Annotated in this window: 18 protein-coding genes and 1 pseudogene; 13 read left to right on the forward strand and 6 right to left on the reverse strand. The window is 64.1% G+C overall.

Features of this window, described 5'->3' with window-relative positions; translation table 11 throughout:
* Positions 1–68: 68 nt before the first annotated feature.
* From KJP30_RS07615 to KJP30_RS07625, 3 genes are read right to left on the reverse strand one after another with little or no spacing between them, the layout of a single operon-like run.
* Positions 69–1,223 (reverse strand): CaiB/BaiF CoA transferase family protein, encoded by a 1,155-nt coding sequence (locus KJP30_RS07615; RefSeq protein ID WP_246594372.1) that lies wholly within the window; start codon positions 1,221–1,223, stop codon positions 69–71.
* Entirely contained in the window at positions 1,201–2,088 is an 888-nt protein-coding gene (locus KJP30_RS07620; RefSeq protein ID WP_218448366.1) for a MaoC/PaaZ C-terminal domain-containing protein, read from the reverse strand. The genes KJP30_RS07615 and KJP30_RS07620 overlap by 23 nt, the downstream gene beginning before the upstream one ends.
* Entirely contained in the window at positions 2,088–3,005 is a 918-nt protein-coding gene (locus KJP30_RS07625) for an SDR family NAD(P)-dependent oxidoreductase (protein WP_218448367.1), read from the reverse strand. The genes KJP30_RS07620 and KJP30_RS07625 overlap by 1 nt, the downstream gene beginning before the upstream one ends.
* 132 nt (positions 3,006–3,137) lie before the next feature.
* Here KJP30_RS07625 and KJP30_RS07630 point away from each other — a divergent pair, with 132 nt between their 5' ends.
* A complete protein-coding gene (locus tag KJP30_RS07630; protein WP_218448368.1) occupies positions 3,138–3,920 on the forward strand; it encodes an enoyl-CoA hydratase/isomerase family protein in 783 nt (260 codons plus the stop codon).
* 14 nt (positions 3,921–3,934) lie between these two features.
* The gene (locus tag KJP30_RS07635) at positions 3,935–5,455 is read left to right on the forward strand and encodes an AMP-binding protein (protein WP_218448369.1); all 1,521 of its coding nucleotides are present in this window, start codon (positions 3,935–3,937) and stop codon (positions 5,453–5,455) included.
* A gap of 69 nt (positions 5,456–5,524) precedes the next feature.
* Here KJP30_RS07635 and KJP30_RS07640 read toward each other — a convergent pair whose 3' ends face one another.
* Complete coding sequence (locus tag KJP30_RS07640) at positions 5,525–6,037, reverse strand: MarR family winged helix-turn-helix transcriptional regulator (RefSeq protein ID WP_218448370.1); 513 nt, start codon at positions 6,035–6,037, stop codon at positions 5,525–5,527.
* A gap of 335 nt (positions 6,038–6,372) precedes the next feature.
* Here KJP30_RS07640 and KJP30_RS07645 point away from each other — a divergent pair, with 335 nt between their 5' ends.
* A complete protein-coding gene (locus KJP30_RS07645; RefSeq protein WP_218448371.1) occupies positions 6,373–7,338 on the forward strand; it encodes a DMT family transporter in 966 nt (321 codons plus the stop codon).
* A gap of 11 nt (positions 7,339–7,349) precedes the next feature.
* On the opposite strand, the gene KJP30_RS07650 is transcribed toward KJP30_RS07645, so the two are convergent.
* Positions 7,350–8,495, reverse strand: a complete 1,146-nt coding sequence (locus KJP30_RS07650) for an acyl-CoA dehydrogenase family protein (protein ID WP_218448372.1) — start codon at positions 8,493–8,495, stop codon at positions 7,350–7,352.
* 130 nt (positions 8,496–8,625) lie between these two features.
* On the opposite strand from KJP30_RS07650, the gene KJP30_RS07655 reads away from it, so the two are divergent.
* From KJP30_RS07655 to KJP30_RS07675, 5 genes are read left to right on the forward strand one after another with little or no spacing between them, the layout of a single operon-like run.
* Positions 8,626–9,042, forward strand: a complete 417-nt coding sequence (locus KJP30_RS07655; RefSeq protein ID WP_218448373.1) for a Zn-ribbon domain-containing OB-fold protein — start codon at positions 8,626–8,628, stop codon at positions 9,040–9,042.
* Positions 9,039–10,175: a thiolase C-terminal domain-containing protein gene (locus tag KJP30_RS07660; RefSeq protein WP_218448374.1), complete on the forward strand. Its 1,137-nt coding sequence runs from the start codon at positions 9,039–9,041 to the stop codon at positions 10,173–10,175. Before KJP30_RS07655 ends, KJP30_RS07660 begins: the two co-directional genes overlap by 4 nt.
* Positions 10,165–10,977, forward strand: a complete 813-nt coding sequence (locus KJP30_RS07665; RefSeq protein WP_218448375.1) for an SDR family oxidoreductase — start codon at positions 10,165–10,167, stop codon at positions 10,975–10,977. Before KJP30_RS07660 ends, KJP30_RS07665 begins: the two co-directional genes overlap by 11 nt.
* A gap of 34 nt (positions 10,978–11,011) precedes the next feature.
* Positions 11,012–12,562 (forward strand): class I adenylate-forming enzyme family protein, encoded by a 1,551-nt coding sequence (locus KJP30_RS07670; RefSeq protein WP_218448376.1) that lies wholly within the window; start codon positions 11,012–11,014, stop codon positions 12,560–12,562.
* A complete protein-coding gene (locus KJP30_RS07675; protein WP_218448377.1) occupies positions 12,559–12,987 on the forward strand; it encodes a PaaI family thioesterase in 429 nt (142 codons plus the stop codon). The genes KJP30_RS07670 and KJP30_RS07675 overlap by 4 nt, the downstream gene beginning before the upstream one ends.
* Here KJP30_RS07675 and KJP30_RS07680 read toward each other — a convergent pair.
* The gene (locus KJP30_RS07680) at positions 12,977–13,924 is read right to left on the reverse strand and encodes a LysR family transcriptional regulator (protein ID WP_246594373.1); all 948 of its coding nucleotides are present in this window, start codon (positions 13,922–13,924) and stop codon (positions 12,977–12,979) included. The genes KJP30_RS07675 and KJP30_RS07680 overlap by 11 nt on opposite strands.
* A gap of 118 nt (positions 13,925–14,042) precedes the next feature.
* Here KJP30_RS07680 and KJP30_RS07685 point away from each other — a divergent pair, with 118 nt between their 5' ends.
* The 5 genes and pseudogenes from KJP30_RS07685 to KJP30_RS07705 form a co-directional block, all read left to right on the forward strand.
* Positions 14,043–15,203, forward strand: a complete 1,161-nt coding sequence (locus tag KJP30_RS07685; protein WP_218448378.1) for an acyl-CoA dehydrogenase family protein — start codon at positions 14,043–14,045, stop codon at positions 15,201–15,203.
* Complete coding sequence (locus KJP30_RS07690; protein ID WP_218448379.1) at positions 15,203–16,291, forward strand: CaiB/BaiF CoA transferase family protein; 1,089 nt, start codon at positions 15,203–15,205, stop codon at positions 16,289–16,291. The genes KJP30_RS07685 and KJP30_RS07690 overlap by 1 nt, the downstream gene beginning before the upstream one ends.
* Positions 16,292–16,293: 2 nt before the next feature.
* Positions 16,294–17,127: an HTD2 family dehydratase gene (locus KJP30_RS07695; protein ID WP_246594374.1), complete on the forward strand. Its 834-nt coding sequence runs from the start codon at positions 16,294–16,296 to the stop codon at positions 17,125–17,127.
* On the forward strand, positions 17,121–17,915 hold the full coding sequence (locus KJP30_RS07700) for an HpcH/HpaI aldolase/citrate lyase family protein (protein ID WP_218448381.1): 795 nt from the start codon (positions 17,121–17,123) through the stop codon (positions 17,913–17,915). Before KJP30_RS07695 ends, KJP30_RS07700 begins: the two co-directional genes overlap by 7 nt.
* A 49-nt stretch (positions 17,916–17,964) precedes the next feature.
* A pseudogene (locus KJP30_RS07705) lies at positions 17,965–18,071 on the forward strand (electron transfer flavoprotein subunit beta/FixA family protein); the annotation flags it as partial.

Raw genomic sequence — 18,071 nt, forward strand, 5'->3', positions numbered from 1 at the left:
TCTCCTCCCCGGGTCTGGCCGTTGCGCGCCCCCGGCCCCCCGGAAACGCACGTCGTTTTTACCGCCCCTCAGGCCGAGGCGGGTTCTGCCTCGGTCCGGGCGCGTCCGGTCCACTGGCGGAAACGATCCTCACCCCCTTCGCCAAGATGCGGCGCGGGCTTGGGCAGGTCGCATTGCGCCCTGGCAAAGCGTGGCGTGGGCATCGGCTGGGCAAAGCCCTGAGACATGTCGTTCAACCCACGGGCGAGGTTGTGCGGATCGGCCAGTGCCTCGTCCGGGTCCAGAACCGGCGCACAGCAGGCATCCGTCCCGTCAAAGACCGCGCTCCATTCGTCGCGTGTCCTTGTCCGGAAGACAGCGCGCAACCTGTCGGCCAGTTCGGGCCAGCGCTCGGGGTTATGGCGGTCGGTAAAATCCTCTGCCGACAAACCCGTCAGGCGCAGAAGCTCGGCAAAGAACTGCGGTTCCAGCGCACCAACGCTGAACCATTTGCCGTCCGCGCATTCATAGACGCTATAGAACGGGGCCGCGCCATCCAGCCGGTTGGACGCCCGCTCATATCCCCAGTGCCCCCGGGCATGCAGCCCCCGGACAAAGCCCATCAATAGGTTTGCGCCGTCGCAGATCGCGGCGTCCACCACGTCGCCCTGCCCGGTTTCACGGGCGCGCATCAACGCCGCCAGAACGCCGACCACCAAAAAGGTCGATCCCGCGCCGAAATCCCCCAAGAGGTTCAAGGGCGGCAAGGGACGCCGATCCCCTTCACCGAATGACCACAAGGCCCCGGACAACGAGATATAGTTGATGTCATGCCCGGCGGTGTGGCTTAGCGGCCCGTCCTGCCCCCACCCCGTCATCCGGCCATAGACCAGCGCGGGGTTCCGCGCATGGCAGGCTTCGGGGCCAAGTCCAAGCCGCTCCATCACGCCCGGACGGAAGCCTTCGACCAGAATGTCGGCCTCGGCGATCAGCGCCATGGCATCGGCACGGTCCGCATCGGATTTCAGGTCCAGCATCAACGAGGCGCGGCCGCGCCCGGTGACATCGCCATACGGGTCCTGCACCGGTTGCCCCTTTGGCACAGGGCGGTCGATGCGGATCACTTCGGCCCCAAGATCAGCCAGCATCATGCAGGCAAAGGGCGTGGGGCCGATGCCAGCAAATTCGATGACGCGCGTTCCGGTCAGCGGTCCCATGGCGTCACGCCCCAGCCAGCGTGACAAGCCCGTTGTCCAGCACGACAAGATCGCGTTCGACAACCCGCGCGCGGAACGACACCTGATCGCCGTCGCGCCACATCTCGGTGCGGATCGTCTCGCCCGGGTAGACCGGGCTTGAGAACCGCAGCTTCATCGACCGGAACCGTGCCGGATCGCTGTCGGCACAACAGCGCAGGATCGCACGCCCCGCGATACCCAGCGTGCACAGCCCGTGCAGGATCGGAGCCTTGAACCCCGAGGCCCGCGCAACCTTGGGGTCGGCGTGCAGCGGGTTCGGATCCCCGGCCAGCCGGTACAGCAGCGCGGCGCGGTCCTCGGTCTTGTGGTCGAATGTCAGACCAGGCGCGCGATCCGGGATCTGGTGCGGCTGCGGTTGCGGGCCGGTGTCACCGCCACAGCCGCCATTGCCGCGGGCAAATGTGGTCGACCGCAGGGTGGCGATGTCCTCGCCGCTGTCGGCATCGCGGATCGTACGTTCCGAGTAGATCAGCGCGCCTTTCGCCGCCCCCTTGTCGATCACGCGCGACACGCGGGTGCGGGCCGTCAGTCCGCCCCCTGCCGGCAGTGGACGGTGCAGGATGATCTCTTGCTCGGCGTGCAGGACCTTTTGCCAGACGATGCCAGTGTCCGCCTCGCGCGCCCAGAATCCGGGGCCAGCCAGCACCACCGCCATGGTCGGCGCTGCCTTCAGCGCCGGTTCCTCAAAGACAAACGGCAGGTCATCCTCGTCCAGCGGATCGGTGCCGAACCCGACGCCCAGCGCATAGATGATGCTGTCGCGTTCGGAATACTCATGGCGAACTTCCGGGAATTCGCGCGCCAATAGACGGTCGGGCGAAAACTCTGCCCGTTCCAGAACCTCAGCCATCAGACCGGGTCCCAGCTGAACACGTCCGAGGACCGTTCCAGCGCGGTCATGCTGGGCCGCATCGCGGGCAAGGCGTTGTCCAGGATCTGCCGCGGCGTCCAGCCTTCGGGACGGCCCATGCCGCGCACCGGGCGGGGCTGGCTCATGAGAAAGACTTCACCGGCGCGGGCAACAAAGATCTGGCCCGTCACGTCCTGCGCGGCATCCGAAGCCAGCGCAGTCACCAGCGGCGCGATCTTGGCCGGGGTCATGCGCTTCATCCGCTCCACGCGCAGCTTTTCCTCTTCGGTCTGTGTCGGAATCGTACCGATGAGGCGCGACCAGGCGAAAGGCCCGATGACGTTTGACGTCACGTTATAGCGGGCCATGTCCAGCGCGATCGACCGGGACAGACCGACGATGCCCAGCTTGGCGGCGGCGTAATTCGCCTGGCCGAAGTTGCCGATCAACCCCGAGGTCGAGGTCATGTGGATCATGCGCCCGGATTCCTGCTTGCGGAACTGGGCCCCCGCTGCGCGGGCCACATTGAACGATCCCTTGAGGTGGACATCTACGACGACGTCGAAATCCTCTTCGGTCATCTTGTGAAAGATCACGTCGCGCAGGATGCCCGCATTGTTTACGACGATGTCGATGCCGCCGAAGGTGTCCATGGCCTGGGTCACCATGTTTTGCGCGTCGGACCAGCTGGTTACGCTGTCGGTGTTGGCTGCCCCCTTGCCGCCTGCGGCCTCGATCTCGGCCACGACCTCGGCGGCGGGCCCGGCATCGGCGCCGCTGCCTTCGGGACCGCCGCCCAGATCGTTTACCACGACATTTGCGCCCTCGGCGGCCATCATAAGCGCAATCTCACGCCCGACACCCCGGCCCGCACCGGTTACGATGGCTGTTTTACCGGTCAGAACACCTTCGCTCACACCGTTCTCCTTCCCTTGTTCCTCCTTGACGCCCTCGGCGCCGTCCCGACTCGTTTTATTTAGCTTGCGAACTAATAGCAAGCGAATTATTAAAGCGTGCAGACGGAAGGCGTTCAGGGGAGGAACCGCACAGTGTCCGATTTCATCCAGACAAGAGAGGACGGCGTGCTGACGCTGACCTTCAACAGACCGGACAGGCGCAACGCACTGTCCCCGGAAATGCGGATCGGCCTGCGCGAGGCGCTGGAACAGACGCGCATCAAAGGCGATTGCCGTTGTGTTCTGTTGACGGGCAGCGGCGGATCCTTTTGCGCGGGGGCGGATCTGGATCTCGACACGATCCTCAGCCGACGCGCCACCATCGAAGGAGAGATGCAACGCGGCATCAACCAGATCGTGACCCTGATGCGCGATCTGGCCGTTCCGATCGTGGCCGCCGTAGACGGCCCGGCCGCAGGCGCGGGCTTTGGATTGGCGCTTGCGGCTGATTTCCTGATCGTGTCGGACCGTGCGCGGTTTCATCTGTCCTTCCCCAAAATCGGTGCCTCGCCTGATGCGGGGGTCGTGCCGGCGCTGGTCAACCGGATCGGAGCGGCCCGCGCCACGGCCGCCGCCATGCTGGGGCAGCCGATGACGTCGGATCAGGCGCTTGCGCTGGGGCTTGCCTATGCCCGCGTCCCGGCCGACGATCTGGTAAAGGAAGCGCGCGCGCTGGCCCGCACCCTGTCCGAGGGGCCGACCCGGTCCTACGCCATGACAAAGCGGCTGGTGAACGCCGCCGTGGCCGGGCAGCCGGTCGAACAGGCGCTGGCGTTAGAGGCCGCCTGCCAGCAACAGGCCTTTGCCACGCAGGACTTCGAAGAAGGGGTACGCGCCTTTGCAGACAAGCGCGCCCCGGTCTTCACCGGAACATAAGAGGAGAAACAGCCATGACCGGAGACGTGATCTCGGGCAAGTCCCGTACCAGCCGCGCCGAAATCCTTGTACAGGCGCGCCGGGGTGCCGCCGGTTTGCAGGCCATTGGCGCCGGCGGTGGCCGGATCGCCCTGCTGTTGCGCAACGGCGCGCCTTTCGTGACCGCCGTCGAGGCCGCCCGCCTTGCCGATGCCGTCGCGGTGCCGATCAACTGGCATTTCAGCGCGCCAGAGATCGAATACGTGCTGGCGGACAGCGGTGTGTCGGCGCTGGTCGTGCATGCCGACATCTGGAACCGCATCCGCTCGCAGCTGTCCCCCTCGGTGCTGGCCCGGTTGGCGGTCCTCTGCGTTGAACCAGACGCCGAAACGCGCGCGGCCTATCGGCTGGGCGACGACGAGGCAAGGATCGGATCAGGCTGCCGGTCTTGGGACAGCTTCTGTGCCGATCATGACCCCATAGGTGAAAGCACGGGCAAACCAGCCTTTCCGCTTATCTATACCTCGGGGACAACGGGCAACCCCAAGGGCGTCTGCCGCCGGGGCAAGGGCACCCCGACCACCCATGGCTATGATGCCTTTTTCCAAGGGGACATGGTCACGCTGATTTCCGCGCCAACCTATCACTCGGCCCCGATCCGCTTTTGCACCCAGACGTTTGCCAAGGGCGGCACGCTTGTGCTTCCGGCCCGGTTCGATGCCGAGGACACGCTGGCCCTGATCGAAAAGCACCGGGTCACCGATTCCTTCATGGTGCCGACGATGATCAACCGGATGTTACGCCTGCCCGAAGACGTGCGCGCCCGATATGACCTGTCGTCGTTGCGCCATGTCGTGACCGCAGGCGCGCCCTTCCCGCCCGAGATGAAAGAGCAGGTCGTCGCATGGTGGGGGCCGGTCGTCTATGAATACTACGGATCGACCGAGACAGGTGCCCTGACCTTTGCAACCAGTGCCGAAGCACGGGAACGCCCCGGCACCGTAGGGCGCGCCCTGCCAGTTGCGCGGCTGGCGATCCTTGATGAGAACCGCAATCCCCTGCCCCCGGGAGAACCCGGCGAAATCTTTGGCGCGCGGTCGGACTATCCGCCGTTCGAATACCTGAACCGCCCCGAGGCCACGGCCGAAGTCTATCACGACGGGCTGCTGACCTCGGGCGACGTAGGCTATCTGGACGAGGACGGCTATCTGTTCCTGAATGATCGCAAGCGGGACATGATCATCGCCGGCGGTGTGAACATCTACCCCGCCCATATCGAAGCCGCGCTAAGCGCCCACCCGCAGGTTCTGGATTGCGCGGTCTTCGGCATTCCCGATCCCGACCTTGGCGAGGCCGTCGCCGCCGCGATCCAGACCCCGGACGGAACGCCCCCGGATCTGGACGACATTCGGGCCTTTCTGGCCGAACGGGTAGCGAAATACATGATCCCGCGCCATTTTGACCACGAGACCACGCTGCCCCGCGACCCTTCGGGCAAGATCGTCAAACGCAAACTGCGCGATCCTTATTGGGACCAACAGAAACGCGCGATCTGAAACGACATGGCGCCCGTCCAGGTGGACGGGCGCCATGTGTTCCAATCCATTTTCAGGAATTGGTGCGGGTCAGTCGCGTTTGCCCGCGCCGTCCATCGTCGGGATGATGCCGACCTGTTCGCCTTGCAATGCGCCATTCAGATTGCGGCGGACGCGGCGCATCAGCTCCAGCATTTGGCCGATTTCTTCGTCGCTCAGCCCTTGATAGGAAATCGCGTCCAGTTCGCCATGGGAATCCTTCAGGATCTGCTTGCGCGAGGTGGCGCTTTCCTGAAGCCAGATCCGCTTGGACCGCCGGTCGCGTTCATCAGGTTCGCGGCGCACCCAGTTGCTGGCCTCCAACCGGTCGACCATCCCGCTGACGCCAACGGTGCCGATCCCCAGTTCGCGCGCCAGCTCCACCTGTGTCATGCCGTCGGTCCGCAACAAGCAGTTCAGCAGGAACACCTGCGCCGAGGTCAGCCCATGCGCGGACAAAATACCATCCAGAACGCGGATCCGTTGCCGTGCAATGTGCTGAAAGATCATACCCGTTTCGGTTTTCATCCGGGTTTTGTCGCTGGCGCTCGTCTTATCGGTCATCTCACAATCCTTACTCGGCCTGCCCTTACACGACCTGCCGCCAGTTGACATCGTCCACATGGCGACGATCGCCTCTGCACATTTACCAAACTGTGCACACCGCCGCGCGCCGGTTCGTCCGCCGCAGGCTTGCCCGGAAACAGACAAGCCGGGCAGCACGCCCCAAGCCCGCAAGGGCACGGCATTTCATTATCTTTACGCGGGTTCAGAGGTCTAGGCAAGAAAAGTAATTCGCTTGCTAATAATTATGATGCTATATAACATTCCGCCATCTAAGGACGACCCGCGCAAGCCCGGATCGGGCGCGCAAACCGGTCGCGAAAGGCGTTTCACAAATGATCCATCCCCCCAGACCCCTGCCCCCCGCCCGTTATGGCAACGACCTGCCGCCCCCCGGTCTGGTGGACTATGGCGCGCTGGCCGCCATGACGCTGCTATGGGGGTCGACATTTCTGTTCACCGCCATTGCGCTGGACGGCTATGGCCCCGGCGAGTTGGTGGCAGCGCGACTACTGCTTGGGGGGATCGCACTGATGATCCCGGCGCTGGCGCTGGGACAGATCATCCGCCCGGCCCCGGCTCATCTGGCGAAACTGGTGGTGCTTGGCCTGCTGGGCTACGCAGTGCCCTTCGTGGCCATCGCATGGGCACAGCAATGGGTGACCAGCGGTCTTGCGGCGATCTTTCTGTCCACGATGCCGCTGTTCATCCTCGTGCTGTCGCGCCTCATCCTGAAAGAGCATGTGTCCCTGCGCAAATGGGCCGGTTTCGGGGTTGGCCTTGTGGGTCTGGTGCTGCTGATCGGTCCAGAGGTCTTGCTGACGGCCGGATCAACCTCGGCTGCGCCGCAACTCGCGCTGTTGCTGGCCATCACCTGCTTTGCCTGTAGCTCGATCCTTGTGCGCACGCTGCCGCCGATGCCCTCGATGCAGACGACAGGCCTTGCGCTGCTGTTTGGCGGGCTGGCCCTTGCGCCGTTCAGCGCGGCCAGCTTTCTGACCACGACCGACAGGATGTTGCGCACCGCACGCAGCGCCGAAGACCTGATCCCCTTCGGCGCGATCCTGTTCCTTGGCATCGTGCTGGCAGGCTTCGGCCAGACCATCCGCATTCATACGATCAAGTTGCGGGGGCCGGTCTTTTTTTCGATCACTGGCTACATGATCCCGCTGTGGGCGACGGTGCTGGGCGTTCTGGTTCTGGGCGAAAAGGTCACCACGATAAAAATGGTGGCCTTTGTCGTGATCGTGGCGGGGCTGCTTCTGGCACAGTCGCGCGCTGCCCCGCCACCTTCGGGATGAGGCCGCCGCGATCAGGCGTCGAACAGCGATCTGCCGATGATCTCTTTCATGATTTCGGCGGTTCCCCCGGCGATCCGCGACATACGGTTATCCGCCCAGGCGCGCGCCACCGGGTATTCCCACATATAGCCATAGCCCCCATGCAATTGCATGCATTCGTCCAGCACCTCCATCATCAGATCGGTGCTGCTCAGCTTGGCCATGGCGGCATCGGTAGCGTTCAGTCCACCGTCCAGATGCAGTTCCGTCAGCCGGTCCACGTAAATCCGCATCATCTCGGCCTTGGCTTTCATCTCGGCCAGCTTGAAACGGGTGTTCTGAAAGGCCGAGATCGGTTTGCCAAAAGCCTTGCGCTCCGCCACATAGGCGATGGTTTGTTCCAGCGCGGTCTCGATCACCTGCGCCGAACGGATCGCGATCTGCAACCGTTCCTGCGGCAACTGGTCGATCAGGTAGAAAAAGCCCTTGTTTTCCTCGCCCAGCATGTTTTCCGGCGGCAGGCGAACGTCTTCGAAAAAAAGCTCCGACGTGTCCTGCGCCTTCCAGCCAACCTTTTCAAGGTTCCGGCCCCGGCGAAAGCCCTCGCGGTCACGTTCGACAAGGAACAGGCTGATGCCCTTGGCCCCCTTGTCCTTGTCGGTCTTGGCCACGACGATCGTCACATCGGCCATCTGCCCGTTCGAGATGAACACCTTTTGCCCGTTCAGGACAAATTCGTTGCCGTCCCGCACCGCCGAAGTCCGGATCCCCTGAAGATCCGAGCCTGCCCCCGGTTCGGTCATGGCGATGGCCCCGATGGCCTCGCCCGAGACCATGCGCGGCAGCCAACGACGTTTCTGCTCTTCGGTGCCATAGTTCAGGATATAGGGCGCGACGATTTCGGAATGCAGTTGAAACCCCGGACCCGTGGCGCCGACACGGGCCAGTTCTTCGGTAATGACGGCGGACATGAGGAAATCGCCCCCCACGCCGCCGTATTCCTCGGGGATCGAACAGCCAAGGAACCCGCGTTTTCCGGCCTCCAGCCAAGCTTCGCGGCTGATCTGGCCGTCCTTTTCCCATTGGGCGTGATGCGGGGCGATCTCTTCTTCGCAGAAGCGCCGGACCGAGTCGCGCAGCATCGCGTGCTCTTCGGAATACAGGGTGCGCGGGATCATTCGTATCTCCTCCATGATAGCGTCTTGCCATTTAGATAGCATGTGTATTATACGCATCATAATAGTTTTCAAGGCCGAAGAACGAAGGACGCAAGATTCCCATGCTGAGACACAACCGGAGGAGACGGGCATGAGCCTCGCCGACAGACCCAAGCCGATGATGGTGCCCGAGACCGAGTTCTTTTTTGAAGGTGCGCGGGCGGGCGAGCTGCGCATCCAGCGCTGCAATGCCTGCGACAAGGCCTATTTCCCGCCCCGCCCCTTTTGCCCCGAATGCGGGTCGCGCGATGTATCCGTCATCAAGGCCTCGGGGCGGGCGACGCTTTACAGCTATATCATCAACCACATGCCGGCACCGGGCTATGAGCCGCCGTTCTCCGTGGCGGTGGTCACGCTGGAGGAAGGGCCGCGGATGATGTCCAACATCGTGGACTGCCCGCAGACGCCCGAGGCGATCCAGCTGGACATGGATCTGGAAGTGACCTTCGAAGACCGCGGCGACGTGACCATGCCGCAATTCCGACCCGCCGGAAAGGACAGCGCATGACACCGAATTCCACTGCCATCGTCGGCGCGGCGGAAAGCACCGAAATGGGCAAGCTGCCCCATGTCGGCCAGACCCAGTTGCACGCCGATGCCGCATTGAACGCGCTGGCCGATTGCGGCCTGACCGTCAAGGACATCGACGGCGTCGCCACCGGTGGCCATGACCCGTCCGAAATTGCGCACTACCTTGGCATCACGCCGCGCTGGATCGACGGCACTTCTTCGGGGGGCTGTTCCTTTATCATCCATGTGCGGCACGCCATTGCGGCCATCGAGTCCGGCCTGTGCAACACCGTGCTGATCACTCACGGCGAAAGCGGCCGCAGCAATCACCGGACCCATCGCCCCATCTTTCCCGCGCAGTTCCAGTTGCAGTTCGAAGTACCCTATGGCGTGACCTCGCCGCCCAGCCGGTTCACCCTGCCGGTGCTGCGCTATATGAAGGACTGCGGCCTGACCGAGGAGCAACTTGCCATGGTCGCCGTGATCCAGCGTGAATGGGCCGCCTTCCATCCTCGCGCAAGCTTCCGCGATCCGCTGACCGTGGATGACGTGCTGAACTCACGGATGGTGGCCTATCCCTTCCGCAAGCTGATGTGCTGCCTTGTCACCGATGGCGGTGGCGCGCTGGTCCTGACCTCGGCTGAACGCGCCAAGGACTTCCCGACCAAGCCTGTTTACCTGCGCGGCGCAGGCGAAAGCGTCGAGACACCGTTGATCAGCCAGATGGCCGATTTCACCTCGTCCCGGGCCTTTCGCGTGGCGGGCAAGGATGCCTTCGACAGCGCCGGGATCACCCATTCCGATGTTGATCACCTGATGATCTACGATGCCTTTGCCCATCTGCCGATCTACGGTCTGGAGGATCTGGGGTTTGTCGGACGCGGCGAGGCCGGAGCCTTTATCGCCGAGGGCAACACCCGCCCCGGCGGCAAGCTGCCGCTGAACACCAACGGCGGCGGGCTGTCCTACATGCATTCGGGCATGTACGGCATGTATGCCTTGCAGGAAGGTGTGCGGCAGATGCGCGGCACCTCGCCCGCGCAGGTCGATGGTGCAGAAATCTCGGTCGTTCACGGCGTGGGCGGCATGTTCTCAGCCTCTGGAACGGTGGTGCTGTCCAATGTCGCCTGACGCGTCCTTTTATGACGGCACCGGCCGTACCGTAATGGTGTCCGGCGGCACCAGTGGCATCAATCGGGGCATCGCACGGCGGTTTGCCGAAAGCGGGGCCAAAGTCTTTGTCCTGTCACGCAGCGCCGACAAGGTCGCTGATACCATTGCCGAATTGCGGGACCTTGGCGCAGAGGCGGACGGCATGTCCGCCGACGTCCGAAAAGCCGAAGAGGTCGAGGCCGCCTTTGCCCGCTGTGCCGCGCTGTTTGGTCCCATCGACGTCGTGATCTCGGGCGCGGCGGGAAATTTCCCCGCATGGGCCAGCGACATTTCCTCGAACGGCTTTCGGGCCGTCATGGAAATCGACGTACTGGGCACTCATCACGTCATGATGGCCAGTTATGCGCATATGCGCCGCCCCGGGTTGATCGTGAACATCTCTGCCGCACAAGCGCACAAGGCCATGATCGGGCAGGCGCATGTCTGCGCCGCAAAGGCCGGCGTCGATCAGCTGACGCGCACGCTTGCGCTGGAATGGGGGCACGAAGGGCTGCGGATCAACTCTGTTTCGCCCGGCCCGATCGAGGACACCGAGGGGTTTCGCCGCGTGGCTCCAACCCCCGAAGACGTGGCGCGCCGGGTCGCCACGGTGCCCCTGCGCCGCACCGGACACAGCACGGAGGTGGCGGACCTTTGCCTCTTCCTTGCCTCGGACAGGGCCACCTACATCACCGGCGCGGTGATCCCGGTGGACGGCGGGGCGGCCATCGGCGTTGCCCCCGATCAGCTTGCCCCCTCGCTGGGCGCGCCGAAAAGATAGCAGACGACCGGGTTTCTTTGGGAGGAGAACCAGAATGACGATATCCTTGGCCGACTACGTCGAGCGCAACGCCCGACTGTACCCGGACCTGCCCGCGCTGACCGACGGGGACCGCGACTTCACGTGGCGGGCCTATCACGACCGCTGTCGCGCCATGGCCGGGGCGCTGAACGGGCTTGGCATGACCAAGGGGCAGCGGGTCGCCTACCTTGGCCTGAACACCGCCGAAGGACACATGCTGTTCATGGCCGCGCCCTTGGCCGGGCTGGTCGTGGTGCCGATGAACTACCGGCTGTCGGCACGGGAACTGGCGGACTGCCTGAAGGACTGCGACGCGAGCCTATTGATCGCAGACCCGAGCTTTCTGGATCTCGCAGTCGAGGCGCTGGCCAGCCCGGAAACCTCGGCCCGGTTGATCGTGACCGGCGATGCCCCCCTGCCCGACGGCGCATTGCGACTGGAGGATCTGCTGGCGCAGGATCTTGCGCCAACAGAGGCCAGATCGCGCGACGACGACACGCTGATCATCTATTATTCCAGCGGCACCACCGGCAAGGCCAAGGGGGTCGAACTGACCCATTGGAACGTCTATTCCAACAGCATGGGCACGATCACGCCCTATGATTTCAGGCCCTTCGAACGTCAGCTACTGGTCGGGCCCATGTTCCATGCCGCCGCCGGATCGCGCGCCTATACCAACCTGATCCTCCCCGGCCACCTGCTGTTGATGAACAAGTTCGAGCCGCGCGCCATGCTGTCGTTGATCCAGGACCGCAAGGTTCAATCGACCCAGCTGGTGCCGACGATGATCCAAAGCATCCTCGATCTGCCGGATTTCGACAGCTTTGACCTATCCAGCCTGCGCCAGATCAGCTGGGGTGCCTCCCCGGCAACCGAGGAACTGTTGCAACGTGTTGTGCGGGCCTTTCCCCACGTGGCGCTGAACCACGCCTATGGCATGACCGAGGCCTCGCCCGTGCTGACCCTGTTGGGGCCGGACTATCACCGCGCCGATTTCCGTGACCATGGCAAGCTGGGCTCCGTCGGCCGGGTGTTGTCGCATATCGACCTCAAGATCTGCGACGAGGCAGGCAAGGAATTGCCGCGCGGTCAGGCCGGAGAGATCGTGGCCCGGGGTCCGACGATCATGAAAGGCTATCTCGGCCAGCCGGAACAAACCGCCGCTGTCCTAAAAGACGGCTGGTATCACACGGGCGATGCCGGATACCTCGACGCGGACAATTGCCTTTGGATTTCGGGGCGTATCAAGGACATGATCATCTCGGGCGGGGAAAACGTCTATCCTGCCGAGGTCGAAAACGTTTTGTCCCTGCACCCGGCGGTGTCACAGGTGGCGGTGATTGGTGTCCCGCACGCGCGCTGGGGCGAAGCCGTGCATGCGGTCATCATCCGCGCCACAGGCGATACCACCACAGAGGCCGAGCTGATCGACTATACGCGCGCGAACCTTGCCCACTACAAATGCCCGCGCGGCGTGACCTTTCGGACAGAGCCGATGCCGATGTCCGGTGCCAACAAGATCCTCAAACGCGACCTGCGCGCGGAATATTGGCCCGCCACATGACTGCAATCACATGGGACAGCCAGTCGGTGCCGCTGGACCTTGGCGGCTTCAACCAGATGATTGGCCTCAAGCTTGTGTCCTGGGCACCGGGGCGGGCCCGGCTGGAAATGCAGGTGGACGAGCGGCACCTGAACTCGCTGGGCATCATGCATGGCGGGGTCGGCGCCAGCCTGCTGGACACGGCCATGGGCATGGGCGTTTCCTATCGCGGTCCGGACAGGCCGCGCGGCTGGTGCGTCACGCTCAGCCTGAACACGCAGTTCATTCAACCGCTCCGTCCCGGGCCGGTTTTTGCGGAATCCCGCCGCATCGGTGGCGGCAAATCCGTCGCTTTCATGGAGGCCGAGCTGCGCGATGCCGAAGGCGCGCTGGCCATGGCCGGTCAGGGCACGTTCAAATTGTTGGACCGCCCGGTCAGCGCCTGACGTGGACCGAACCTCGGACCGGGGGCCGCGCGCCGTACCAGCGCCCCTCGCGCAGCAGATCGGCCACCACCTCGCGCAGCAAGTCGCGCACCGCCTCTTGCGCGCGGGACACGGGCCGATCGGTCGGGCTCAACAGATCGACACCGCGCCACAGCCCCGGCGCGGCCAGACGACAGACCGTCAGGCTGCCCTGCGCGCCCTCGTCCCGCACTGCGTGCAGCGGCAGGATCGACGCGCCAAAGCCTGCCGCCACCAGCCGCTTGATATTGATGTAGGAATCGATTTCCACCGCGACCTGTGGCGCAAAGCCAAGCTCCTGCATCGCGGCGTCTATCTGGCTGCGCAACCCATGGGCCGGGCTGGGCAGAACCAAGGGCCTGTCCCGCAACTCCGTCAGCGGCATTTCGGCGGGGGCAGCCACCCCTGCGCCGAACAGAACAGCCAGTTCTTCCTCCAGCAGCGGTTCCGCCACCGCCCCCCGCTTGTTTCCCGCACTGTACAGCAAGGCCAGATCGACCCGGCCCTCGGCCAGCCATTCCGCGATGAAACCGCTCATCGCCTCGGCCACGGTGATCGAGATCCGCGGGTAACGCGCCCGGGCCGCAGTGATCAAAGGCAGGGCGACAATACCGCTGATTGTGCCCGGCAAGCCAATCCGCACCTCGCCCGACGGATCCTGTTCAAGGTTGCGCAGATCATCCTCTGTCCGGGCAAGATCGTCGAGGATCCGCCGTGCCCGCCGCGCCAAAAGCGCTCCGGCCTCGGTCGGGGCAACGCCTGCATGGCTGCGGGTCAGCAACTGGGTGCCCAGACGCTCTTCCAGTGTGCGCACCGCCTGCGACAGCGCCGGTTGCGCAATGTTCAGAACGCCGGCCGCGCGGGAAATCGACCCCTGCGAGACGATCTCGGTGAAATATCGCAACTGACGCGTGTCCATGATCAACCCATACGAAAAACATATGGCCGCGATCATAAGTATATATTTCCCTGATATCCAGTGCCGGTGTTATTCCCTTTCCAGACGTCAGACGACACAACCCTCAGGACCCACCCAAATGAACGCACTGCCCGACAGCTACCAGGACATCCGCGACGGCATCCGCGCCCTTTGCGCGCAATTCCCCGACAGCTATCACCGCGAAGTCGATGCCGATCGCGCCTACCCCGAAGCCTTCGTTGACGCGCTGACCAAAGAAGGATGGATGGCCGCCCTGATCCCCGAGGCATATGGCGGTTCGGGTCTTGGCTTGACCGAAGCCTCTGTCATCATGGAAGAAATCAACCGCGCTGGCGGCAATTCCGGTGCCTGCCACGGCCAGATGTACAACATGAACACGCTGGTCCGGCACGGGTCCGAGGAACAGCGCCAGCGCATCCTGCCCAAACTGGCCAGTGGAGAATTGCGTCTGCAAAGCATGGGCGTGACCGAACCGACCACCGGCACCGACACCACCAAGATCAAGACCACCGCCGTAAAAAAGGGCGACCGTTATGTCGTCAACGGGCAGAAGGTCTGGATCAGCCGGGTGCAGCATTCGGACCTGATGATCCTGCTGGCCCGCACCACGCCACTGGCGGAAGTAAAGAAGAAATCCGAAGGCCTGTCGATCTTTCTTGTCGATATCAAACAGGCCATGACCTCGGGGATGGAGGTCAAACCTATCCCGAACATGGTCAACCACGAAACCAACGAACTGTTCTTTGACAACCTTGAAATCCCCGAGGAAAACCTGATCGGCGAAGAGGGCAAAGGCTTTAAATACATCCTCACCGGCCTGAACGCTGAACGCGCGCTGATCGCGGCGGAATGCATCGGCGACGGTTATTGGTTCACCGACCGCGTGACGGATTACGTCAAGGAACGGCAGGTCTTTGGCCGCCCCATCGGCCAGAACCAGGGCGTGCAATTTCCAATCGCAGAGGCCTTCATCGAGGTCGAGGCCGCCAATCTGATGCGCTATAAGGCCTGCGCGCTTTACGATCAGGGCCACCCCTGCGGGGCCGAGGCCAACATGGCGAAATACCTTGCCGCAAAAGCCAGCTGGGAGGCGGCGAACGCCTGCATCCAGTTCCACGGCGGTTTTGGCTTTGCCTGCGAATACGACGTCGAACGCAAGTTCCGCGAAACCCGCCTGTATCAGGTGGCGCCGATTTCAACCAACCTGATCCTGTCCTATGTGGCCGAGCACGTTCTTGGCCTGCCGAGGTCGTTCTGATGGGTCCGCTTGCAGGATTGAAGGTGGTCGCCATCGAACAGGCGGTGGCCGCGCCCTTCTGCACCTCGCGCCTTGCCGATGCGGGTGCCGAGATCATCAAGATAGAACGCCCCGAAGGCGATTTTGCCCGTGGGTATGACGACGTGGCCGCCGGGCAATCCAGCTATTTTGTCTGGCTTAACCGGGGCAAGACCTCGGTCACGCTTGACCTGCGCTCGGACGCAGGCAAGGCGGAACTGGCCAAGCTGTTACAGGGCGCCGATGTGCTGGTGCAGAACCTCAAGCGCGGCGCGCTGGATCGCCTTGGTTTCGGGCCGGACCGGCTGGAACGGGATTTCCCCCGCCTGATCACCTGTTCGATCACCGGCTACGGCGACGCCGGCCCCATGGCCGACCGCAAAGCTTACGACCTGTTGATACAGGCGGAAAGCGGGCTGTGCAGCATCACGGGCGGGCCAACGGAACCGGCGCGTGTGGGCATTTCCATCGTCGATATTGCCACGGGTGCCACCGCCCATGCCGCCGTGCTCGAGGCGCTGATCCGGCGCGGGATCACCGGCAAGGGTGCGCAGATCGGCGTATCCATGTTCGATGTCATGGCCGATTGGCTGACGGTTCCGCTGCTGAACCACGAAGGCGGCAAAACTCCCCAACGGGTCGGCATGAAACATCCGTCGATCGCGCCCTACGGGGTCTTTACCGCCGCCGACGGCGTGCAGGTCCTGATCTCGGTCCAGAGCGACCGCGAATGGCGGCGGTTGTGCGCCGAGTTTCTGGGCAAGCCCGATCTGGGCCACGACCCGCGCTTTGCCACCAATGTGACCCGCGTCACAAACCGCAACCTGACCGATGCCCTGATCGCCGAGGGTTTTGCCAGCCGCACCGCCAAAGAGGCGATCACAGCCCTGCTGGAGGCCGACGTGGCGCTGGCCACCGTGACCGATATGGCCGGGCTGTCCGAGCATCCGCATCTGCGCCGGATTACCGTCGATACGCCGAACGGGCCGGTCTCATACCCGGCACCAGCGGCGGTCTGGGCGGATGAGGAGCGCAGCTATGGACCTGTCCCCGCGCTGGGTGAGGCATGATCATGGAGATCGACCACCTGCGCGGCTGGATCGGCCGCGAGGACAGCCTCTCGGAAATCCTGACGCCAACGCTGGTGGCGCGTTTTGCCGCCACCTTTGACCGGGATGTGCCGCTGGATAACGGGGCCGACGCGCCCGCGATGATCCACCTGTGCCTGTGTCACCCGGCAGCGCCAACGACGGCACTGGCATCGGACGGCCACCCCAGGCGCGGCGGCTTTCTGCCTCCGGTGCCGTTACCCCGGCGCATGTGGGCCGGAGGCGAGATCGTCTTTGCCGCGGCGCCGCGCATCGGTGAAACGATCACACGCCGCTCGGTGATCGAGGATGTGGCGACCAAACAGGGCCGCAGCGGCGCACTGTGTTTTGTCACCGTCCGGCACCACTATACCGCCGGAGAGCGCCGGTTGCTGAGCGAACGGCAGGACATCGTCTATCGCGAGGCCGCACAGCCCGGGACCACGCCCCCTGCGCCACCGCCCGCAGAAAGCGGCCCTTACCGCCACAGCCTGACCGCCGGGCCCGCCTTGCTGTTCCGCTATTCCGCGCTGACCTTTAACGGGCACCGCATCCACTATGACCTGCCCTATGCCACCGAAACCGAAGGCTATCCGGGGTTGATGGTTCACGGGCCGATGCAGGCCACGCTTTTGGCGCAAATGGCAGAAGATCAACGCGGCACTCCGCCAAAGACCTTCCGCTTTCGCAGCCTGTCACCGTTGTTCGACCGCGCCCCCGTCATGCTGAATGCGCGCGACGATGGGGCCGGAGGCGTCTCTCTCTGGACCTCTGCGCCGGGGGGGCCGGTCGCGATGGAGGCGCAAGCCACATGGTAAGCCCTGACCTGATCCGCGCGCCCCTGTTCGTGCCCGCAGACCGGCCTGAACGGTTTGCCAAAGCCGCAGGTTCCGGCACGGATGCTGTCATCCTCGACCTTGAGGACGCCGTCGCCCCCGAGGCAAAGGACAAGGCCCGCACCCTACTGGACTGCCGCTTTACAGACCTGCCGGTGATCCTGCGCGTCAATGCCATTGGCACGCCATGGCATTCGGCCGATATCGCGGCGGCCTGCGCCCTGCCTTTTGCCGCGCTCATGCTGCCCAAGGCCGAAGACCCCGGCGCCGTTGCCGCGCTGGCAACGGAATTGCCCGCGCATATGGTGGTGATCGCGCTGATCGAAACCGCCCGCGGACTGGCCGCGGCGCGCCAGATCGCGGCGCTGGACCGGGTGGCGCGCCTTGCCTTCGGTTCGGTCGACTATTGTGCCGATCTGGGCTGCGCCCACCAGCGGGACGCGCTGCTGTCGGCGCGGTCCGAACTGGTGCTTGCCGCCCGACTGGCCGGTATGCCGCCGCCGCTGGACGGCGTGACAACCGCGCTGCAATCACCCGGAGCCGCCGAGGAGGACGCACGCCACGCCCGCAGCCTTGGCATGGGCGGCAAGCTTTGCATCCATCCGCGTCAGGTGCCCGAGGTGCTGACCGGCTTCCGCCCCACAGAGGCGGAACAGGATTGGGCGCGCCGCGTTCTGGCCGCCGGTGACGGGGCTGTCGCCGTCGACGGTGCAATGGTCGATGCCCCGGTACGCCTGCGCGCCCGGTCCATCCTCGCCGCCGCAGTCTGACGATCAGCCCAAAGGAACCCCCTATGACCAACAGGAAAGAGACACGCAGATGAAGGTGCTTGTACCCGTCAAGCGCGTGATCGATTACAACGTGAAGGTCCGTGTAAAAGCGGACGGATCGGGTGTCGATCTGGCGAACGTGAAGATGTCGATGAA

The organism is Antarctobacter sediminis (genome assembly GCF_019218285.1).
GTDB lineage: Bacteria > Pseudomonadota > Alphaproteobacteria > Rhodobacterales > Rhodobacteraceae > Antarctobacter > Antarctobacter sediminis.